Here is an 18559-nt window from a genome sequence, read left to right as displayed (position 1 = left end):
CGACAACGCCCACGGAGCGTCACGGTTCGGTTACCAAACGGCGCGCACCAGGCCCGACTCGTGGATCGCGTCGTCCTTGGTCACCAGCAGCGCATCGTGGGCCAGCGCCGTGGCCACGATCAGCCGATCCGCCGGATCGCCGTAGAACGGCAAAGAGGCCGCCCGTACCGCGATCTCCGGCTCGAGCGGCAGCAGCCGCATCGAGGGACCGGCAAGCGAGTGCCGAATCCAGTCGGGTGCGGGCCGGTCCAGCACCACGCGCCCGTGCTTGACCAGCATGGCCAGCTCCCAGCAAGAGATCGCGCAGACTCCGATCCGGTCGGCACGATCGATCGCCTCGGCGGCGTTGCGTCCCAGACGCCCCGGTTCCGAAACCAGCCACAGCCACGCGTGCGTGTCGAGGACGATCACCGGTCGATGTTCTCGCCGTCGAAGGACCACGGTCCGGACCCGGCCGACGCTCCCTGCACGTCGCCGACGACCCGCACCGAGCCGCTGAGGGTACCGAACCGCTCGGGATGCGCCAGCACCTCGTGGCCGGGGCGGGTCGGGTGTGCGGCGGGCCCCCGCGCCCGACCACGCGCATGGAGACGCTCGACCACGGCGAGCACGGCCCGCACGTCCTCGTCATCGAGGCCGGCAATGCGACGAAGGAGCAGCTCTCGTGGCGTCATGGCTCACACCGCATCGCTTCCGCTGGCCAGCTCGAACTCCGAGACCACCAGCGGTGGCACCACCATCACCCGTCCACGCGACAGCCCCGCGCGCTGCGGACGGCCGAGCGCGACCACCTTCTTCAGCACCGACAGCGGGCTGTCGTTGAAGCGGAAGTTCCGAATCGGCTCGACGATCTTGCCCTTCTCGACCCAGAACGTACCGTCGCGGGTGAGGCCGGTGACCAGCAGGCGCTGCGGGTCGAGCATGCGATTGTACCAAAACCGGCTGATCAGCACGCCGCGATCGAAGCCGGCGATCAAGGCCTCCAGCTCGTCGGTGCCTCCGTCCATGTGCAGCGACGACGGCGTGGGCAGATCCGGGAGCTTCTCGCGATCGGCCCAGTAGCGGCTGGCGTGGAGCGCTCGCAGCTCTCCGTCCACCACCCAGTCCACCTTGCCCTGCGCCCGCCCCTCGCCCTCGAACGGATCGGCGGGGTTGGCCGGATCGGTGGGGTCGCTCCACAGGTGCACGCGCCCGTCGAACAGCGTCTCGCCCACCAGCGTGCCGGTCCCCTTTCCCGCCCCCTTCCCCCCACCCGGTCGGGAGAACGCGCTGCGCCCCTCGCCCGCGCGGCGGGCATCGAGCGCATGCACCAGGAACTCGAGCAGGTCGGCCACCGCCTGCGAGGTGAGGATCACGGGGTAGCGCCCCGGGTCCCGCTTGCCGGGCAGCTGCGACGCACTGGCCCGCGTGGCCGCGTCGCTCACCAGCGCCTCGGGGACCAGCCCCCGCAGCGCATGGGACACGTAGCCACCGCGCGCGCTGCCGGTGCCGTCGTCGGTGCGGCAGGTCGCCGACAGGCTCACCTCGGTGCGCGCGTGGTACACGAACAGCCCCGCCCGGTTGCCCACCGCCTCGGCGTGGTGCTCGTGGTCGAGCAGCCCGGCCACCTCCACGCGATCGCCCTCGGCGCGACGGATCGCGCGCCCCACCAGATCGGCGCGGACCTTGGCCGACATCCCCTTCACCGCCCCGTCCTCGGCCTTGACCTTCGGAGGCTTGCTCGCGGAGAGCGGCGGCATGTGCTCGGGATCCACCGGAGACAGCCCGGCCAGGCCCTCGGCCCGCTGCACCAGCACGGCCACCGCCGCCTCGTCGGTGCGGCTGCCGGTCACGGTGGCCGTGCGTCCGTCCTTGCTCGCGGTCACCTCCACCGTGACCCCATCCACGTCCCCCGCGGTGGTCGGGCATCCCGCGCCGAAGCGCAGGTGCCCGCGCGTCGACGCGGTCACGCGCACCCGCACGTCGCCGAAGCTGGCCTGGGCCAGCACCAGATCCACGAGGCGCTTGGCCTCCTTCTTCCCCATGCTCATGGCTCGCCTCCCGTGGTGTCGATCACGTTGGCCATGAAGCGGGCCGGGGGGCAGCCATGGCTGACCGCGTTGCTCTGCATCGGCTGGCCCTTGCCATCGCCGAAGGTTCCTCCCAGGCGGTAGGTGCCCTTGCCCCCGATGAGATCGCACGAGCGCCAGAACTCGACCGAGTTGGCCTGGTAGGCCACGTCGCGCAGCGGCCGGGTGAGCCGCCCGCGCTTGATCTCCCAGAACATCTGCCCCGAGAACTGGAAGTTGTGGCGCTGCTGGTCGATGGACCAGCTCCCGCGCCCCGTGATGTAGACCCCGTCCTCGGTGGAGTTGATGATGTCCTCGGTGGTGTACCCCTGCGGGCCCGGCTGCAGGCTCAGGTTGGGCATGCGCTGGAACGGCACGCCGTCGTGGCCCTCGCCATAGCAGCAGCCGCGGCTCTCGTTCTCGCCGACGAAGTGCGCCTGGTCGCGCGTGGTCTGCCAGCCCACGAACATGCCCTCGTCGACGATCGGCCAGCGCTGGGCCGCCACCGCCTCGTCGTCCCAGCCCACCGTGGCCAGCCCGCCGGGCTGGGTGCGATCGGCAAACAGGTTGACGAGCTCGCTGCCGATCCGCAGCTTGCCCGCGTCGTCGGGGCGGATGTAGCTGGTCCCGGCCAGGTCGGCCTCGAGCCCCAGGGCGCGATCGAGCTCGGTGGGGTGCCCGATGCTCTCGTGGATCGTCAGCCACAGGTTGCTGGGCGCCAGGATCACGTGCTTGTGGCCGGGGGACACGCGGCCGGCGTGGAGCTTGCGAACCGCGTCGTGCCCGATGGACTCGGCCTTGGCCGCAAGCGGCAGGTCGCGAAGGTACTCCCAGCCCGCGAGCATGGCCGGGGCCTCGTGGGCGCGCGAGCTGAAGCCGCCGCGGCGTCGATCGACGGCGGTGGCCTGCAGCTGCGGCGCCACCCGGAACAGGATCTGGTGGATGCGAGAGCCCTCGCTGGTCACCAGCAGCTTGTCCTCGGCCACCGCCTCGAACGAGGCCTCGCAAAAGCTCACCCCGGCGACCTTGCGCACCGCCGCCGACAGCTCGAGCAGCAGCGAGGCCTTGTCGAGCGGGGCCACGTCGAACGGGTCGATCTCGTGCGGGGTGACCCAGCTGCCCTCGACCACCGGCGTGGAGGCGAGCTGCACCGGAGGCTGCCCCAGCTCGTCGCGCAGCGTGCCGCCCACGCGGGCGCTCTGCACGGCGCGCTGCGCCGCCTCGACCACCGCGCGCTCGCTCAGCGTCTGCGTGGCCGCAAAGCCCCAGCCGCCCGCCGCCACCGCGCGGACGCCCAGGCCATAGCGCTCGCGCAGGCGAACCGGCTGCGCTCGATCGTCGCGCACGCCGACCCGCTCGCGCCGCATCAGCACCAGGCGCGCGTCGGCGTACGTCGCGCCGGCCTTCATGGCTGCCTCGACCGCGCGCACCGCCAGGGCCGCGTCGCTCGGCACGGGGCTGGCGGCGAGGGCCTTGGCCGCCACGTCGTCGTAGGGGCGCGTGGTCGCGGGCGCGGGGCTCCGGGCGCCCTTGGGGGCATGGGCCGAGGCATGGGCCCCCGCAAGCCACGCCGCGGAGCCCAGGCTCGAAACCGCGAGGAACTGCCGTCGGGAGGTCGGCACCAACTTGGGCATGGTCCGGCGGATGATACAGGCCAGGGCTCCCGCTGGCGATCGCAGCCCAAACCAGCCATGCTCCGGTCATCGCGCATGCGCGCACACGGGCCACCGAAGGCCCGTGCTCGACGAAAGGACCACCCCGATGTCCCGCACCACCCTGCTCCTGGCGGCGCTGCTCGTGGCACCCGCGTGTGATGGCGCCTCCAAGGATGCCCCCAAGACTGCCGCAACCAAGGACGAGACGAAGCCCGCGGCCAAGCCCGATCCCGCGGCCAAGCCCGACGAAGCAGCCAAGCCCGATCCCGCGGCCAAGCCCGATCCCTGGCAGGAGCAGCTCGACGGGCGCGTGCTCGCCCAAAGCGGCCTGGGCCAGGACGGCAAGCTGATCGCGTTCGAGATCGTCAACTGCGAGTCGGGCGAGCAGTACTGCCAGGTCTGCAAGTTCGGCGGCAACCCCAAGCTCATGGCGGTGGGCAGCGCCGACGACGAGGCGTTCCACGAGGACCTCAAGAACCTCGACGCGCTCGTGCAGAAGTACGGCGACGACAAGGTCAAGGCATTCGCCGTGATCACCGAGATCGTCGACGGCAAGGGCGTGACCCCCAAGGACGTGGCCAAGGCCCAGGCCGACGCCAAGGCGCTGCGCGAGAAGCTCGCGCTGTCGATCCCGGTGGTGGTGCCCGCGCAAAGCGACGGGGGTGCCCCCAATCGCGAGTGGGACGAGTACTACAACATCACGCAGAGCCGCACGGTCATGTTCGCCGACGGGCGCAACATCGTGAAGTGGTCGGCCGTCGCCCCCGGGGACTGGTCGGGGCTCGACGAGGCGATCAAGTCGATCGCGGCGGGCTGACGCGCTCGAGCTCGGCGTCGTCGCCTACGCCTCGGCGACGAGGGACGGCGGCTCCGCCTCGGTGGCACCGGGCTGCGGCTCCGCCTCCGAGGCGGCGATCTTGGCCGCGGGACGTCACGGCTCGTACCAGATCGGGCTCGTCCACGCCCGCTCCTGGATCGCGGTGGGCAGCTCGTTGCACACCGTCGGCGCCATCGCGCCCAGCGACTGGCAGTCGGCCACGCTCCAGCGGCAGCGCGGGTTCTCGAGCACGCGCACGTAGTAGTACGCGGGCACGCCGGGGTCGAACGCGGGATCGGTCCACACCGTGCACAGCGAGTCCTCGCCCGCGCCCTGCGGCTCGCAGGTCAGCGGATCCACGCTGGCTCCGTTGTCGCCCCCGACCGCGTCGAACACCTCCACGTGGGCGAGGCCCGAGCGATCGATCCACCCCTTGATCACCTGCGCCCGCTGGAGCGGCAGCCCCTGCGGGTCGCGCAGCGCCGAGATCGCGATGCGGGGCGGGCCCTCGTCGTTGGTCGGCAGCTGTCCGCCCATCGGCACCCCGGTGGCATCGGCCACCCCCACCAGATCGGCCTGCTCGCACAGGTCCTGTGGCAGGCTCGCGCCGCCGAACACCCGCACCGCCATCCGCGGGCCGCTGGTGCCGTAGGTCTCGCGCCGCCGCAGTGCCTCGAAGATCGCATCGCGCGAGTTCTCCGCGGCCCACACCGCCACCAGCCCCCCGGGGCCGTTGCGCGGACCGGCGGGCACCTGCCCGGTCAGGCGTGCGATCGCGTCGCCGTCCTCGCGCCCCACGTGCCCCACGAACGCATCCTCGTCCACCAGGCCCGGCGTGCCGTTGTGGGTGTCGGTGCTGGCGATGAAGCCGAGCCGAAACGGGTTGACGCCGATCCGCACCTGCTCTTGCAAGCCCTCGAGCAGCGCCCCCCGCACGAAGTCGCGCCGCGACACGCAGCCGCCGCCCACCATGCCGTTGCTGCCGATGCCGTCGAGGCAGTCCTCGAACGGCGGCACGCGCAGCTTCTCGAACTCGCACAGCTCGTCGGGCGCCCCCAGGATCCCCGAGAGCCCGTTGCTGCACTCGCTGTCGCCCTTGTGCTGGAACACCTCGACCAGCGGCTCCATCGCGGCCCGGGCCGCGGCCTGCTCGGCCTCGCTGCCCGCCCCCGGGTACTCCACGCGGAACAGCCGGCCGTTGCTCCAATTGGAGTTGTGGGGGATCGCCAGCACGTCGCAGCCATCGAGCCCGTCGAGGCACTGGGCCCGCAGCCCGTCCCACAGCGCCTGCGCGCTCGGAGCCTCGTAGTACGACAGCGGAATCGCGGGCACCGAGTCGTTCCTGAAGATCACGTTGCGGTGCAGGTTCGACAGCGCCTGCATGCCGCTCCACTCGTAGCCCACGAACGCGGTGAACGTGCAGGCCGAGGTGGAATCGTGGTGGGTCTGCGCGGCATCGATGGTGCGCTGCCAGACCTCCTCCACGAGCGCGGTGCAATCGACCCCGCCGTCCTCGCAGATCGGCGCGAAGCGAGTGGGCGAGGGCTGGCCGAGCTGCAGACCGAAGTTGACCAGCGCGCCGTTTTGGTTGGCCCGGTAGTCGGTGCACAGCGTGGAGTCGTAGGCCGTCGTGCCCGGGGTGGTGCAGGCCTGTACCTCGGCGAGGAACTCGGAGTGATCGGTCACGGCCACGAAGTCGAGCGGGCGATCGAGCTGGACCGTCTGAGTCGGCTGGCCGCGCGCGTCGAGCGGGGGCAGCCCGATGGCCTCGCCCTTGGCGAAGCGGTAGGCCTGGTCGGGATCGGTGCGCACGTCGTGCAGCCAGGCGTCGAACGAGTAGCCGGTGTGCACGTGAAGATCGCCCCAGTAGAGCTGACGCAGGGGGTCGTGGGCGTCGCAGGTCGCCCCCAGCACGCCCTGGTCGGACTGCGGCGGGTGCTGCAGGTCGATGCCGGTGTCGTCGAGGCTGTCGGCGGTGGTGCTCGTGGTCGAGGTGCCGGGGCCGGTGCTGGTGCCGATGGCGGGCGGCGGTGGATCGTCGGGACAGCCGACCAGCAGCAGCAACGGCAGCAGCGGCAGCGGCAGCAGCCGCGGGGCGGGGAGCCGGGGGACGAGGTGATGCGGGGTGGATCTCGTGCTCATGGGACGACGCTCCAGAACTCGACGACGCGCTGCAGGGTGAGGGCCACGGCCACGGAGCCCACGGCGAACGCCAGGCCCCTGCGCAGGCGCTCGCGGATGGCCGACGTGCGGGGGACGAGGGCGGCCAGGGTCAGCAGGGACAGCACCACCGCGAGCTGGCCGGCCTCCACGCCGAGGTTGAAGCCGAGCAATGCCCAGCCGCGCTGTGCGGGGGGCAGGCCGAGCTGCGCGAGCGCGCCCGCGAAGCCCAGGCCGTGCACCAGGCCGAACGCCAGCGCCCAGGTCCACGCGCGGCCGCGCGGGGGGTGGCGAGCCTGGGCGCTGATGGCCGTGATCGCAATCGAGGCGCCGATGCAGGCCTCGACCCAGGGGCCCGGCACCGGCAGCGGGTGCAGCGAGTGGCACAGCAGCGTCAGGCCGTGGCCCACCGTGAAGGCGGTGATCGTGCGCAGGTGATCGAGGGGCCGTCCGCCGAGCAGCAGCAGCGCCACGAGGAACAGCAGGTGATCCCAGCCGCCGAGGATGTGCTCGCCCCCGATCCCGAAGTAGGTCGCGATCGCGGCGCCCGGGCCGGCCACCGCCGCGCCCCGGGGGAGGACGACGGAGGGCGAGTCGGGCTCGAGACGGGTGCGCAGCTCGCTGCCGTCGGGCCAGCGCACGTGCACCAGCACGTCGACCGGATCGGACGCGAGCCCGGCCATCGACAGGGTGCCCGTCAGGCCCTGCCCGCCGCACGACCAGCGGTGCGGTGCCACGGCCTCGCAGTGCGGCGGCGGCACGGGCTGCAGCGCCGCCGAGGTGGGCCCGCGCGCGGTGACGGCCGGAGGAGCGAAGCGCACCGTGACCTCGCCGCCCTCGTGGGCCCGCAGCGCGAGCGTGGCCGGGCGAAACTCGTGCGCCCATGCCGGGGATGATGCGAGCGCGAGCACGAGCACGAGCCGCCACGGGCCCGCGATGGCGCCGATCCACCGCACCGCGCACCACCTCCTCATGGGACCGGCGCCTCCACCTCGACCACCGCGCGCTCGCGCAGCGCGGCCACGCCTCGTGCGAGGTTGTCGGCGCGTCGCTGCTGCTGCCAGTCGGCGAGCACCCGCGCCCGGATCTCCGCGAGCGCGGGCAAGCGACCGGGGCGCTCGTCCTCGATCCGCAGCGCATGCCAGCCGAAGCTGCTGCGGGCCACCACCACGCGATCGCGAGGGGCGGCGGCCACCGCCTGGGCGAGCGGCTCGCCATAGCGACGCACGAGCGCGTCGTGATCGGCGGGTCCCTGCACGTGGCCGTGGGCAAAGGGATCGCCCAGCGTCGCGGGATCGTCTCCTCGCTCGAGCTGGCGGGCCAGCGCATGGGCCCGCGCCTCGGCCTCGGTCCCTTGCCCGGCCACGAACGCATGCGTGAACCCGCGCCGCGGGGGCCGGCGATGCGCGTCGGCGTGCGCGGTCAGCCACGCCTCGAGCACCTCGTCGCCGGGATCCTCGATCGGCTCGGCCTCCTCGAGCACGAACTGCATCTTCTGGATCAGGCGACGGCGCACGATCGGATCGGCGAGGTCGAGCCCCTGCGCCCGGGCCTCCCGCACCAGCAGCTCCTGCTCCACGTGCTCGTCGACCAGCGCCGTCAGCTCCTCGGCCGAAGGTGGTCGTCCATGCTGGGCCTGCCACGCGCTGCGCAGGGCCGACACCGTGGGGGCCGACACGACCACCGCATCGAGCTCGGGGCCCGTCGCCAGGCGATGGGCGACCCACAGCAGTGCACCCACCATGAGCGTGGCGAGCCATGGGCCTCGCTCGGGGCCTCGCTCGCGGCGGCTTCGTTCGGGCGGCCCTCCCACGACGCGCTCATCCTCGCACGTCGAGGAGGGCAGAGGGACCGGGCCAGACGAATGTGATCGTCCGGCGCCACCATCGGTGACGCCGGACGATCCGGTTGCGACTCGGTGCGGGCGAGTCGCGCAAGACGTGGCCCGGGCTAGCCGAACTGCTGGCCGCCGCGCTCGGCATCGCCATGCGGACGGCGATGCTTCTTCTTGCCCCCGCGGCGATGCTTCTTCTTGCCGCCATCGCGACCGGCGTGCAGGCCCAGCCCCCGCGGACCGTCCTCGCGGATCCGCTCGGCGACCAGCCCCCGCTGCTCGGCGGTCAGCAGCTCGTGGATCGCGACGACCTGCGCATCCATGGCCGCGTGCTCCTGCACCCGAGCCTCCGCCGCGGCGTCGAGGTAGGCCCGCACCGCGGCGTCCGACAGCCCATCGCCGCGGAACGCGTCGGCCAGGGCCGCGCGAGCGTCCTGCGAGACCTCGGCCGGCTCGGGGCGCTCCTGCAGCACGGCGGCGAGCTCTTCCTGCTGCTGCTCCGAGCACGACAGGGGCCCGCACACCTTCGCGGCCTCGTGCGCCGCCCGATCGGCCAGGGCCTCGTCGTCGCGATCGTGCCCGCGCTTGCCCCCGCGCTTGCCCTCCCACTTGTTGCCGCGCCCGCCCGCGAACGGCAGGCCATGGCGCTCGATCTTCTCGGCCAGGGCCTCGCGCTGGGTGGGATCGAGGATTCCGTGCAGCTCCACCACCGCGGGGGCCAGGGCATCGGCGCGAGCACCCGGCTCGGGCCAGGCGGTGGTGCGCCAGGCCTCGAGCGCGGCGGCCGTCAGCCCGTCACCCGCGAACGCATCGGCGAGCGCCTCGTTGGCCGCATCGACATCACCCTTGGCCCGCTCGCCCCGAAGGTTGGGGGCGAGGCGATCGGCGAGGCCCTCGATCCGGGTGCGCTGATCATCGGTGCACTCGAGCTTGTCGCACAGCCGCATCAGCTTGTCGCCGCCGCCCTCGTGATGACCGCCGCCGTGATGACCGCGAGCGTGGCGGCCATGCTCGCGGGGGGCGAGCTCGTCGGCGGGCGGGGCGGCCTCGGCCACGCGATCCTCGAGGACCTCGGGGTCGGGCGCTTGGCCTTGGTCGCACGCGACCGCGAGCAGCAGGGCACAGGGGAGCAGCGACAGCAGGGACTTGGCTCTGTTCATGGGGCTCTACGACCTCTCGCAGCCACAGAGTGCCCGGGCCGAGGGGCACAGGCCAGCGCGAGCGCGTGAAGGTTCCGTAAAGGTCGATGCCAATTCGCTCCAGTCTGGTCCTGGTCTCGACGGGCGGGCGGCGATCGGCGGGCCCTCGGCGGAGGCGCGCCCAAGGCGCGTTCAGCGAGATTCGGCGTTCCCTTGGCCTGCCCAGCCGAGCTCGGCGATGCCCACCCCGGGGACGCCGTCGAGTTCGAAGGTAGCGATGCCCTCGTGGATCACGTAGGCGCCGTCGTCCATTGCGAATTCGAACGCGCCGTCGGTGGTCAGCACCAGGCGGTGGCGTCGTCCGCCGCGGGCGGTGAGCCACAGCTCGGCCGTGCGGGGCACCTGGCCCGGGGCGCCGAAGATCTCGAACGGCGAGGTCTCCTCGATCGCCACCGGCTCGCCGCCGCCGCTCTGCAGGAATCCGGCGACCAGCGGGCCCACGAAGTCGTAGCGGATCCGGGTGGCGTTGAACGAGCGGCCGTCCTCGCACAGCCCCGTGAACCAGAAGTGACGGCGCCAGCTCGACCAGCGGCGGCGGCCAAAGCTGTGATCGCGAAGCGACGGCACGTCGATCGCGTGCTCGTGGCCACCGAGGGTGATGGTGCCGGTGAGGCGGCCCGCCTGCTCGTAGTGGATCGTGCGGATCTCCTCGAGCTGCTCGAAGAAGCGGCGCGACCACGGCTGCGCGGCCAGGGCCCGGGCGAGGGTGGCGGGGGCGACCGCATGCGAGAAGTCGACCAGCGCATGGTCGGAGCGGAACTGCAGCGAGGCCTCGCAGTCGATCGAGCGACCGTCGCGCCGCAGCGGCCCGCTATACTCGATGCGCCAGCGCTTGCCGGGCTCGAGCACGTCGAGGCGCAGGCCTCCGGCGGCCATGCCCTCGTCGTGGGGGTGCAGCGGGGGCTCCACGGCCGCGATCGGCTGGCCGGGCGCGCGAAACGAGAACCAGACCTCGCTCTTGGCGTGGGTGCGAATCGACAGGCGGGCCACCAGCGCGGTGCCGTCGGAGCCGCGGCCCCACAGGTACGAGCTGTCGTTGTAGCCGGGAGCCTCGGGCCGAAGGTGCAGCGACTCGAGCTGTGCCGTGGACGAGCCGTGGCCGCGACGGGCCGAGACCAGCGCGGTCATGAGGGCACGCTTGAGCCGGGTTCGCACCGGGCGGGAGGGTAGCACCGCGCGTCGACCGGGGGGCGAGCCGGGGGATGGGCGAGTGGACGGGTGGATGGACGAGCGGTGGCGTTGCAATGCGCAGGCGGTGGGCCTATACGGGCGGCATGAGCACCGACGTCGAGCTTCGCTGCGCGTGTGGGACCGTCCAGGGCGTGGTCATCGAGAGCTCGGCCCGCACCTGCAACCGGGCCGTGTGCTACTGCGACGACTGCCAGACCTTCGCGCACTTCCTGGGGCGCGACGACGTGATGAACGAGCGCGGCGGCACCGACATCCTGCAGGTCGCTCCCTCGCGGGTGCGATTCTCGGCCGGCCAGCAGGAGCTGCGGTGCATGAGGCTGTCACCCAAGGGCGTGCTGCGCTGGTACACCACGTGCTGCAAGACGCCGGCCGGCAACATGCTGCACTCGCCACGCTCGCCCTTCGTCGGGTTCGCGATGCGCTTCGTGGCGCCGCAGGGCAGCGCGCTCGATGCGGCGGTCGGGACCCCGCGGGGGAGCTTGCACGGGCGGTATGCGATCGGTGGCTGCCCCGAGGGCGTGCCCGCGCGGGTGGGGCTGGGGTTGCTCGTGCGCAGCGTCGGGTGGGTGCTGGGCAATGCCGTGGCCGGGAGGCACCGCGGTTCGCCGTTCTGGACCGCGAGCGGGGAGCCGATCTCGGCGCCGGAGGTGCTGACGCTCGAGCAGCGCAACGAGCTTCGGGCGGCGGTCGCTGGCGCGAGCACGAGCACCGAGCGGTGAGCGTGCGAATGCGTGGGTGATCGACGGCTGCGGCTTCTCGTGCTCCAGGGGTGGGGTATCGTGGAGGCGGTGTCGAGCTCGCGCGATCGACTGGGGCTTTTGCTGCCGCTGCCGGCCTTGCTGGCCGCAGGTCCGGCGTCGGCTCGGGCATCGGAGCCCGGGGTGGCGCCCGTGCGACGGGAGGCGGCGGAGGATGATCCATCTACCGCTGTGGAGGGGCGCCGCGAGGGTGCGTCGGAGCGGGAGTCGGAGCCGGAGCCGGAGCCGGAGCCGGAGCAGCAGGAGCCAGAGATCGAGCTCGAGCCGGAGCCCGAGCCCGAGGAGAACTCGACGGCCACTTGCTTGACCGTGTACGAGTTCGAGCCGTGCCTGGTGGCACTGCCCGTGACCGAGGCGGCGGCGGGTCCCTGCCTGGTGCCGCCGCATGAGCCCGAGGCCGGCTGTGCGCACCGTCGCGACACCGCGGCGCTCGGGCTGCCGCTGCTGATGCTGGGCCTGCGCTCGCGCCGGCGTCGCGACGCCATCGAGCGCGTGGCCGATCGTCTGCCGGCCGACGTGATCGCGAAGCTGCGGGATCGTCGATGAGCGAGACGCGACGCTCCTGGGGCGGCCCCTACGGGATCATCGGCGGCGGCTGCCAGTCGGGCAGACCGGCCTCGACTGCGGTCACACACGCGCCGTCGTTGGACATCAGGCAGCGGCCCTCGGTCTCGCACTCGGGCCGGCCGATGCAGGCGCCGCCGAGGTGCACGGGCCCCTCCCCCGCGCAGGCGATGCCCTTGCGGGTGCAGCGACCAAAGGCCTTGCACTCGAGGCTGGCCTCGCAGTGAGCGTCGTCGGTCGCGCCGCACAAGGGCGTGGACCGCCCCGGGTAGGCGCAGCGCCCCTCGACCGCGCACGCGACCGAGCGGGCGCAGTGGTCGTCGTTCTCGGGCTGGCAGATGCCGTCGATCCGCGTGCAGTCCCCCCGCGCCCAGCACAGCCGCCCGCACGCCGTGCGCCCGTCGTAGCAGCCATCGCCACCATCGACCGCGGTGCACCAGCCGTTGAGCTCGCAGTCGCTCGAGGCCGCGCATGCCTCGTCGCTCGCGACGCAACGATCGCCGTCGAGCGTGCACTGGCCGGTCCCGCGGCACTGGCTCGACTTGGCGCAGTGCTCGGCCCCGGTGGCAACGCACACCCCGTCGCGCAGCTCGCAGGCCCCCGAGAACCTGCAGCTCGCCTTGCACTCGGCCGGCCCCGCCACACAGCCGCGCCCATGCTCGTGGGCGCAGATGCCCGCGTCGCGGCACGCGTCCGTACGCGCACAGTCGGCCGGCTCGGCCACGCACTCACCGAGCCGACCCAGGCTGCACTTGCCCTCGCGCGCGCAGCCCGTCGACGCACGGCAATCGAGATCGGTCAGGGCCACGCAGCGATCGGGGGTGATGCCATCGTAGAGGTGACAGCGTCCCTCGTCCTTGCACACCCGCGACTGGGCACAGTCGTTGCCGTCGCGCACGAAGCAGCGCGCATATCCGTCGCCGGCCCGGTAGGTCCGCTTGCCGCACTCGCCCACGTCGGCGCACTTGGGCTTGCAGTCGGGGTTGAGCCCGCCGCACTCGGGCACGCAGGCCGTGAGGAAGAGCAGCAAGAGGGCGAGCGAGCGGAGCGAGTGCATCGGGGTGGAGTATAGGGGAGGTGGGGAGTAGAGCCGAGGGTCGACGAGGCGCCACCCCCGATTCATGCGTCTCGTACGAACCGCTCCAAGAGGACGTGACGGGCGCCTGAATCGAACTCGATGGTGAGCTTCACTCCGGATGATCCTTCCTCGGTTCTGATCACCCGGCCTTCGCCGAACTTCGGATGTACGACGCGACGTTCGCTGGTGGTGATGGTTCGCGGCTGGCCGCTGCGCCCATCGTCGTCCCAAACGTCGGCGAAGTCGGCCCAACGCGGTGTGTGCTCGATCCCGTCGACCGGACGGAGTTGCAGGACCCAATCGGGGAGGAGGGAGTCATCTTCGTGCTCGAGAACGAACAGGCGGCCTTCGTAGGCCCCGTTCGCGACGCGGACGCACAGGTCGGCGTACTCGTTGCGGCGATGTGGCCAGCGTTGCGGCGGAGGGAGTTGCGAGAGGTCTCCGAGGTAGACCTCGCCATGCCGCACACGAAGCCCAAAGACGAAGGGGACGCCGGCAGCACGAGCCTCCTCGGAAGTCATGGCCTCGCCCGTGACGCGAACTCGATACTCGCCATGGTCGATCCGCAGCCCGAAGACGAGGCCATCGTCGAAGAGATGCTCTCCCTCTGGGCCGTCCAATGCCGAGTACCCCGAGCACCCCGAAGCGTCGGCGTCGTCGATGTCGGGAAGATCCAATGGATGCACGATGGCGAATCCCATCTGATTGCCATGCACCACGACCGACTTTTCCTGGACGGGACCTATACGCCGAGCATGGAGTGCATGGTCGGCGCTCGCAAGGGGCCGCGCCTCGAGCCGGGTTCGAGGTCGGCATGAGGGATGGAACGCGGGCATCGGTCGAGCCGAGGTGATGGTCCACACCCCGAATTTCGCCGGCTCTCCGCTCCCCCCGAGTCCTGGCGTTCGCACGACCAGGCCGGCGTCGAGCCGCGTTCCATCTGTGCGTCTCCGCCACCGGACAGCTCGCGAAGACTTCCAACACGGCCTCGAGCATCTACGTCACGCGGCCTTTAGCAGCCATTCTCAGGCTGCGGTTTGCAACACTGGGGTCTACAGCAGATCTGTCATGGGTTTCGATATCCGTCTTCCTGTGCTAGACACCAACGTCGTGCAGGGGAATGAAGAATGCGCTTGACCTGTGCCTTACTCACAATGGGACTTGCGAGCGCAGCACAGGCTCGCACGCCTTCCCAATCGATGGACGATTTCATCGCGACCGAGATGCCGATCGCGGGCGCGCCGGGTCTCGCCTATGCGGTCGTTGAGGACGGCGAAATCGCTTCAGGCGCTTACGGAGAGATCCTGGCCGGCAGCGGCAGACCTGTGACGCCCGATACGCCGTTCCTGATTGGCTCCATCACCAAGAGCTTCACCGCCATGGCGGTGATGAAGCTGGTCGAATCGGGAAGAGTCGATCTCGACGCCGAAGTGTCGCGCTATCTCGATGTCTTCAAGGACCGCCCCTCCGGCGCCACGACCATCCGGCAATTGCTCAGCCACACCAGCGGTTTTTCGACCTGGCAGGGCAACGACACCCACATCGACGGGCCCCGGAGCGGGGATGACCTCGAGCGCCAGGTCGAGCGCATCGCCCAATGGTCTCCGCGCTACGCCCCTGGCGCCCGCTGGCAATACTCGAACGCGAACTACCTGATCTTGGGCGCTGTCATCGAAGCAGTGAGCGGCCAGGATTTCGCGAGCCACATGGAAGCCGAGATTCTCGAACCAATCGGAATGGACGAGAGCTTCGTGGCCGTCGGAGAGAGTCACGACGCAATGGCGGTCGGGCATCAGCCCTGGTTCGGTTCGAAGCGCCCGCTTGGGGACAACAGCACAAGTCGCGCTGGTGGGCCGGCGGGCGGTGTCGTCGCCACCGCCTCGGACCTGGCGTTGTATCTGGCGGTCATGATGAATGGGCAGGACGACGTCATCAGCGCAGAGAGCAAGGCCGCCATGTTGCGCCCGGCCAGCGCCGCATCTCCCCTTTATGGCTTTGGCTGGTCCATCGACGCCAATGACGGCACCTTCTACCATTCAGGCCTCACGCCCGGGGTCGAGACGCTTGCGGTCCTGTCGCCGACGGAAAGAAGAGGCGTCGTCGTCCTCGTCAATGCGAACAGCGGACTTGGATTTGGAGAGAACAACGGACTCTTCGGTGGCATCGTCGCCAGAGCCCTCGGCCGCGATGACCACAGCGGCGAAAGCAGCTGGGGCCCAAGGTCCTTGTTCCTCATGTTTGCGCTCCTGCCCGTGATCTTCGTGATCGGCATCGTTTGGGCGGGGCTTCACCGGGCCGGGCTGCGCGCCAAGTCCGGAGCATCTGGTGCTTTCAGTCTATGGTTTCCGCTGTTCACGACGCTCGCGCTGGCGTGGACGGCCACATATCTCATCCCGCAGCTCTTCGGCGTTCCCTTGAGGACGTTGTCTCTCTACCAGCCCGACTTCGTCTTGCTGCTGGTTGCGACTGCCGCAACGGGCGTCCTCTGGGCGGTATTCAGGCTTGCGGTATTCTACAGCGGCAAGTCGTCTCCCGGTGCTGGCGCCGTTGCCGAGACCTGAACGCGGAGCGTCATCGACGACGCGTGCCGCGAGCACCTCGGCATCATCGTCGTGCGTCGCCGCTCATCCGGCCGTCACGGCACCGCTGCTCGGGGCCCGCAGCCTCGAGCGGCTCGATGCGCGCCTCATAGCCCCCGCACTGGACTTTCCGGTCGGGTGCCCCGTCGCCTACCATGCGACGCATGCGAAAGGTCGGTCGGCTCGCACTCGTGCTCTCCATCGTCGCGTGCGGGCCACGGTCGCCCCGGGCCGAGGTGGCGGAGCCTCCCCTCGTGCCACCACCCCCTGCCCCTGGCGCGGCCGACCGCCCGACCGTCGCCGACGACCAGCCGATCGAGTTCTGCGGCTGCAGGTGGCCGCGGGAGGAGATCGTCGTCGAGTGCCACGATCCCGAGGTCGAGGTGGTCGACGTGCTGCTGGGCCTACGCGAGCTGCTGGCCGTCGATCTCCGCGGCACGAGGGTCCGCGACGTCGCCGTGCTGAAGGGCCTGCCCGAGCTCGAAGACCTGTACCTCAACGAGACTCCCATCGAGTCGCTCGCCTCGGTCGCGGGCCTTCGCATCGAGCTGCTGGACGTGAGCGAGACGCCCATCGCCGACCTCGCGCCGCTGGCCGAGCTGCCGGAGCTCGAGGAGCTCCGCCTGAGCAGCACCAAGGTGGCCGACCTGCGGCCCCTGGCGGGCTTGTCGAGGCTCGCGGTGCTCGATATCCGCTACACCGAGGTGGCCGACCTGCAGCCCCTGGCCGAGCTCCCGGCCCTCCGCGAGCTGAAACTGATGGGAAGCCTCGTAGAGTCGCTCGAGCCCCTGCGAAGCATCACGAGCCTGGAGACGCTCGACCTCTCGTCCACCGACGTCCAGACCATCGCGCCGCTCCGCGAGCTCCCCCGGCTCAAGACCATCTACATGAGCACCTCGCAGGTGCTCCCCGCCGAGGTCGAGGCCTTCTCGCGAGCACGACCCTCGGTCGACATCAGCACCTACTATTATTATCACTGAGCGCCCCCACCCAGCGGCCGCGGCAAGCGGTCGCGGTCAGGGCTCGCGGCCGGTGCCGTCCAGGCGGCGATGACGAGCCCACGCTTCCGCACGACGATCGGGCTCGGCCCGCCGCACGGTCCGCCCGGCTCGCCACGCTCGATCTCGGGATGGCAACATTGCAATTGCTAGAGCTTGCCCCCAGGGTTGGCTGCCCGCGGAGCTCCGCGGGCAGCTCGTCTCAGCGCGTCACGCTACCACGCGGCGTTGATGTACCAGTTCGTGGACTCACCCCCCGGGTGATAGACCCAGCCACGGTACTGTCGCGTCGAGCCGCTCGAGCGGTAGTAGTACCCTTCGTTCAGGGAAAGGTCGTAATACGCGACCTGGTGCCACGAATCGTTGGCATTGACCCGATAGTGGACCTGGAACTTGCCGTTGGGCCCCACGTTGAGCCCATGGTTGCAGCCGCCCAGGGCCCGTGCGGAGCTGTAGTCGGTGTAGAAATAGAGTGCGACTGCCCAGTAGGCGCCCGAGGCCTCCGACTGGCCGGAGGGCATGTAGCCCGACGTCCACTCCGACCACGTGTACGTGGACGGCCAGATCTCGGACATCCACGTCTGCCAACTCGGGCAGCTCTTCTGATAGCTCTCCCGGGTGACCCGCAGGTCCAGGGAGTCGCGGGGCTGCGGCTCGGCGCGGCCTGCCTCGACCTGTAGGTCGTGCTCCTTCTCGAGCACTTCGGGTACCTCTGCCTCGGGAGCGACGGCGAGGAAGATCTCGAGCGGCGTGGCCTCTTGCTCATCGAAGGCCACGACGGCTCCCAGCGTGGATTCGCCGATGAAGCCCATGCCCACCACGACGTCCTCGACGCCATCTCGCACGGAGGTCTCGTCGTAGAAGATGATCTTGCCGTCCCCCACCGCGAGCTCGGCGATGACGGGCGCAGACTCTTCGACGTGATCCGGGCTGGCGATCGGGGCGTCGAGATCGACCCAGTTGGCCTCGGTGATCTGCTCCGCGCGCTCGGACTCGGGCTCGATCGCGGGATCACACGCCGACAGCAGCGCGATGCAGGTGACCGCGCCCAGGGCCTCGAGGGTGAAATTGGAGATGCGCTCTTGCTGATTCATGACTACTCGACTGTTCTTCCATCGCGCCCGGCCGTGCTCCGTCGCGGTCTGAGCGGCAATGGAGTGGGATCGGACGAACGTCCGTTGGTTGGGTTCGACACGGCTGCCGCGGACCGAATGACCCGAGGCCTGGCCACCACGCTCACGAGCCTGGCGGCATGGGATTCCGTGCTCGTGTCATCTCTAGTGCCCGCTGCCCCCGACCTGGATCACCGGTCCGCCAAGAAAAGCCGCAAGACCCGGTTGCCGAGCTCGTGGCACGATGAGATCGCATCAGGGCGATGCGCAATGTGCGCTCCACGACCCGGTGCCTCTCGCGTCACCGGCGGGATGCTCGGCCGCCCACCCGTCTTGTAGAAACCCTCGCACAGCTCCTCGACGTAGCGGTCGAACCCCTGCGCCTCGAGGATCTTCTCGAGCAGTTGGTCGATGTGCTTGGGCTTCGTTCCCAGCAGCTTTGCGCCTTCACGGTACGCAGATCGGGCACGTCGTCAGTTCCGGCTGTCGTTGTTCACGATCATGACCCACCCGTAGCCGGGGTTTGTTCACGACCATGGCCCACCCTGGGGGCGGGTTGTTCACGA

At 70.7% G+C, this 18559-nt stretch carries 17 protein-coding genes; 5 read left to right on the top strand and 12 right to left on the bottom strand.

Annotation, left to right across the window (positions count from 1 at the left end):
- Positions 1 to 30 precede the first annotated feature (30 nt).
- From OEB96_RS05390 to OEB96_RS05375, 4 genes are read right to left on the bottom strand one after another with little or no spacing between them, the layout of a single operon-like run.
- On the bottom strand, positions 31 to 411 hold the full coding sequence (locus tag OEB96_RS05390; RefSeq protein WP_266214363.1) for a type II toxin-antitoxin system VapC family toxin: 381 nt from the start codon (positions 409 to 411) through the stop codon (positions 31 to 33).
- Positions 408 to 674, bottom strand: coding sequence for a hypothetical protein (locus tag OEB96_RS05385; protein ID WP_266214362.1), 267 nt, complete (start codon positions 672 to 674; stop codon positions 408 to 410). The genes OEB96_RS05390 and OEB96_RS05385 overlap by 4 nt, the downstream gene beginning before the upstream one ends.
- 3 nt (positions 675 to 677) lie before the next feature.
- Positions 678 to 2030 (bottom strand): TldD/PmbA family protein, encoded by a 1353-nt coding sequence (locus tag OEB96_RS05380; protein WP_266214361.1) that lies wholly within the window; start codon positions 2028 to 2030, stop codon positions 678 to 680.
- Positions 2027 to 3682, bottom strand: coding sequence for a TldD/PmbA family protein (locus OEB96_RS05375; protein ID WP_266214360.1), 1656 nt, complete (start codon positions 3680 to 3682; stop codon positions 2027 to 2029). Before OEB96_RS05375 ends, OEB96_RS05380 begins: the two co-directional genes overlap by 4 nt.
- A gap of 127 nt (positions 3683 to 3809) precedes the next feature.
- Between OEB96_RS05375 and OEB96_RS05370 the strand changes: the two genes are divergently transcribed.
- Complete coding sequence (locus tag OEB96_RS05370; RefSeq protein ID WP_266214359.1) at positions 3810 to 4520, top strand: hypothetical protein; 711 nt, start codon at positions 3810 to 3812, stop codon at positions 4518 to 4520.
- Positions 4521 to 4634: 114 nt separating this feature from the next.
- Here OEB96_RS05370 and OEB96_RS05365 read toward each other — a convergent pair whose 3' ends face one another.
- The 5 genes from OEB96_RS05365 to OEB96_RS05345 form a co-directional block, all read right to left on the bottom strand.
- Positions 4635 to 6662, bottom strand: a complete 2028-nt coding sequence (locus OEB96_RS05365) for a DUF3604 domain-containing protein (protein WP_266214358.1) — start codon at positions 6660 to 6662, stop codon at positions 4635 to 4637.
- A complete protein-coding gene (locus tag OEB96_RS05360; protein ID WP_266214357.1) occupies positions 6659 to 7654 on the bottom strand; it encodes a HupE/UreJ family protein in 996 nt (331 codons plus the stop codon). Before OEB96_RS05360 ends, OEB96_RS05365 begins: the two co-directional genes overlap by 4 nt.
- The gene (locus tag OEB96_RS05355; protein WP_266214356.1) at positions 7651 to 8424 is read right to left on the bottom strand and encodes a peptidylprolyl isomerase; all 774 of its coding nucleotides are present in this window, start codon (positions 8422 to 8424) and stop codon (positions 7651 to 7653) included. The genes OEB96_RS05360 and OEB96_RS05355 overlap by 4 nt, the downstream gene beginning before the upstream one ends.
- A 206-nt stretch (positions 8425 to 8630) precedes the next feature.
- Positions 8631 to 9674: a Spy/CpxP family protein refolding chaperone gene (locus OEB96_RS05350; protein WP_266214355.1), complete on the bottom strand. Its 1044-nt coding sequence runs from the start codon at positions 9672 to 9674 to the stop codon at positions 8631 to 8633.
- A gap of 171 nt (positions 9675 to 9845) precedes the next feature.
- Positions 9846 to 10868: a DUF7064 domain-containing protein gene (locus tag OEB96_RS05345; protein WP_266214354.1), complete on the bottom strand. Its 1023-nt coding sequence runs from the start codon at positions 10866 to 10868 to the stop codon at positions 9846 to 9848.
- 119 nt (positions 10869 to 10987) lie between these two features.
- Between OEB96_RS05345 and OEB96_RS05340 the strand changes: the two genes are divergently transcribed.
- Positions 10988 to 11623 (top strand): DUF6151 family protein, encoded by a 636-nt coding sequence (locus OEB96_RS05340; protein ID WP_266214353.1) that lies wholly within the window; start codon positions 10988 to 10990, stop codon positions 11621 to 11623.
- 69 nt (positions 11624 to 11692) lie between these two features.
- The gene (locus OEB96_RS05335) at positions 11693 to 12208 is read left to right on the top strand and encodes a hypothetical protein (RefSeq protein WP_266214352.1); all 516 of its coding nucleotides are present in this window, start codon (positions 11693 to 11695) and stop codon (positions 12206 to 12208) included.
- Positions 12209 to 12236: 28 nt separating this feature from the next.
- Here OEB96_RS05335 and OEB96_RS05330 read toward each other — a convergent pair whose 3' ends face one another.
- Both OEB96_RS05330 and OEB96_RS05325 read right to left on the bottom strand, forming a co-directional pair.
- Positions 12237 to 13283, bottom strand: a complete 1047-nt coding sequence (locus OEB96_RS05330) for a hypothetical protein (RefSeq protein ID WP_266214351.1) — start codon at positions 13281 to 13283, stop codon at positions 12237 to 12239.
- 62 nt (positions 13284 to 13345) lie between these two features.
- Positions 13346 to 14023, bottom strand: a complete 678-nt coding sequence (locus OEB96_RS05325; protein WP_266214350.1) for a hypothetical protein — start codon at positions 14021 to 14023, stop codon at positions 13346 to 13348.
- Positions 14024 to 14503: 480 nt separating this feature from the next.
- Here OEB96_RS05325 and OEB96_RS05320 point away from each other — a divergent pair, with 480 nt between their 5' ends.
- Both OEB96_RS05320 and OEB96_RS05315 read left to right on the top strand, forming a co-directional pair.
- Positions 14504 to 15865 carry a serine hydrolase domain-containing protein gene (locus OEB96_RS05320; protein WP_266214349.1) on the top strand — a complete coding sequence of 454 codons (1362 nt, stop codon included), beginning with the start codon at positions 14504 to 14506 and terminating at the stop codon, positions 15863 to 15865.
- 182 nt (positions 15866 to 16047) lie between these two features.
- Positions 16048 to 16863, top strand: coding sequence for a leucine-rich repeat domain-containing protein (locus OEB96_RS05315; protein WP_266214348.1), 816 nt, complete (start codon positions 16048 to 16050; stop codon positions 16861 to 16863).
- A gap of 233 nt (positions 16864 to 17096) precedes the next feature.
- Here the strand turns inward: OEB96_RS05315 and OEB96_RS05310 are convergent, their stop codons facing one another.
- Positions 17097 to 17975, bottom strand: coding sequence for a hypothetical protein (locus OEB96_RS05310; RefSeq protein ID WP_266214347.1), 879 nt, complete (start codon positions 17973 to 17975; stop codon positions 17097 to 17099).
- Between the last annotated feature and the right edge of the window lie 584 nt (positions 17976 to 18559).

Source organism: Paraliomyxa miuraensis, from assembly GCF_026337845.1.
Classification (GTDB): domain Bacteria; phylum Myxococcota_A; class Polyangia; order Nannocystales; family Nannocystaceae; genus Paraliomyxa; species Paraliomyxa miuraensis.
This window is presented reverse-complemented; position numbering and strand designations above follow the sequence as displayed.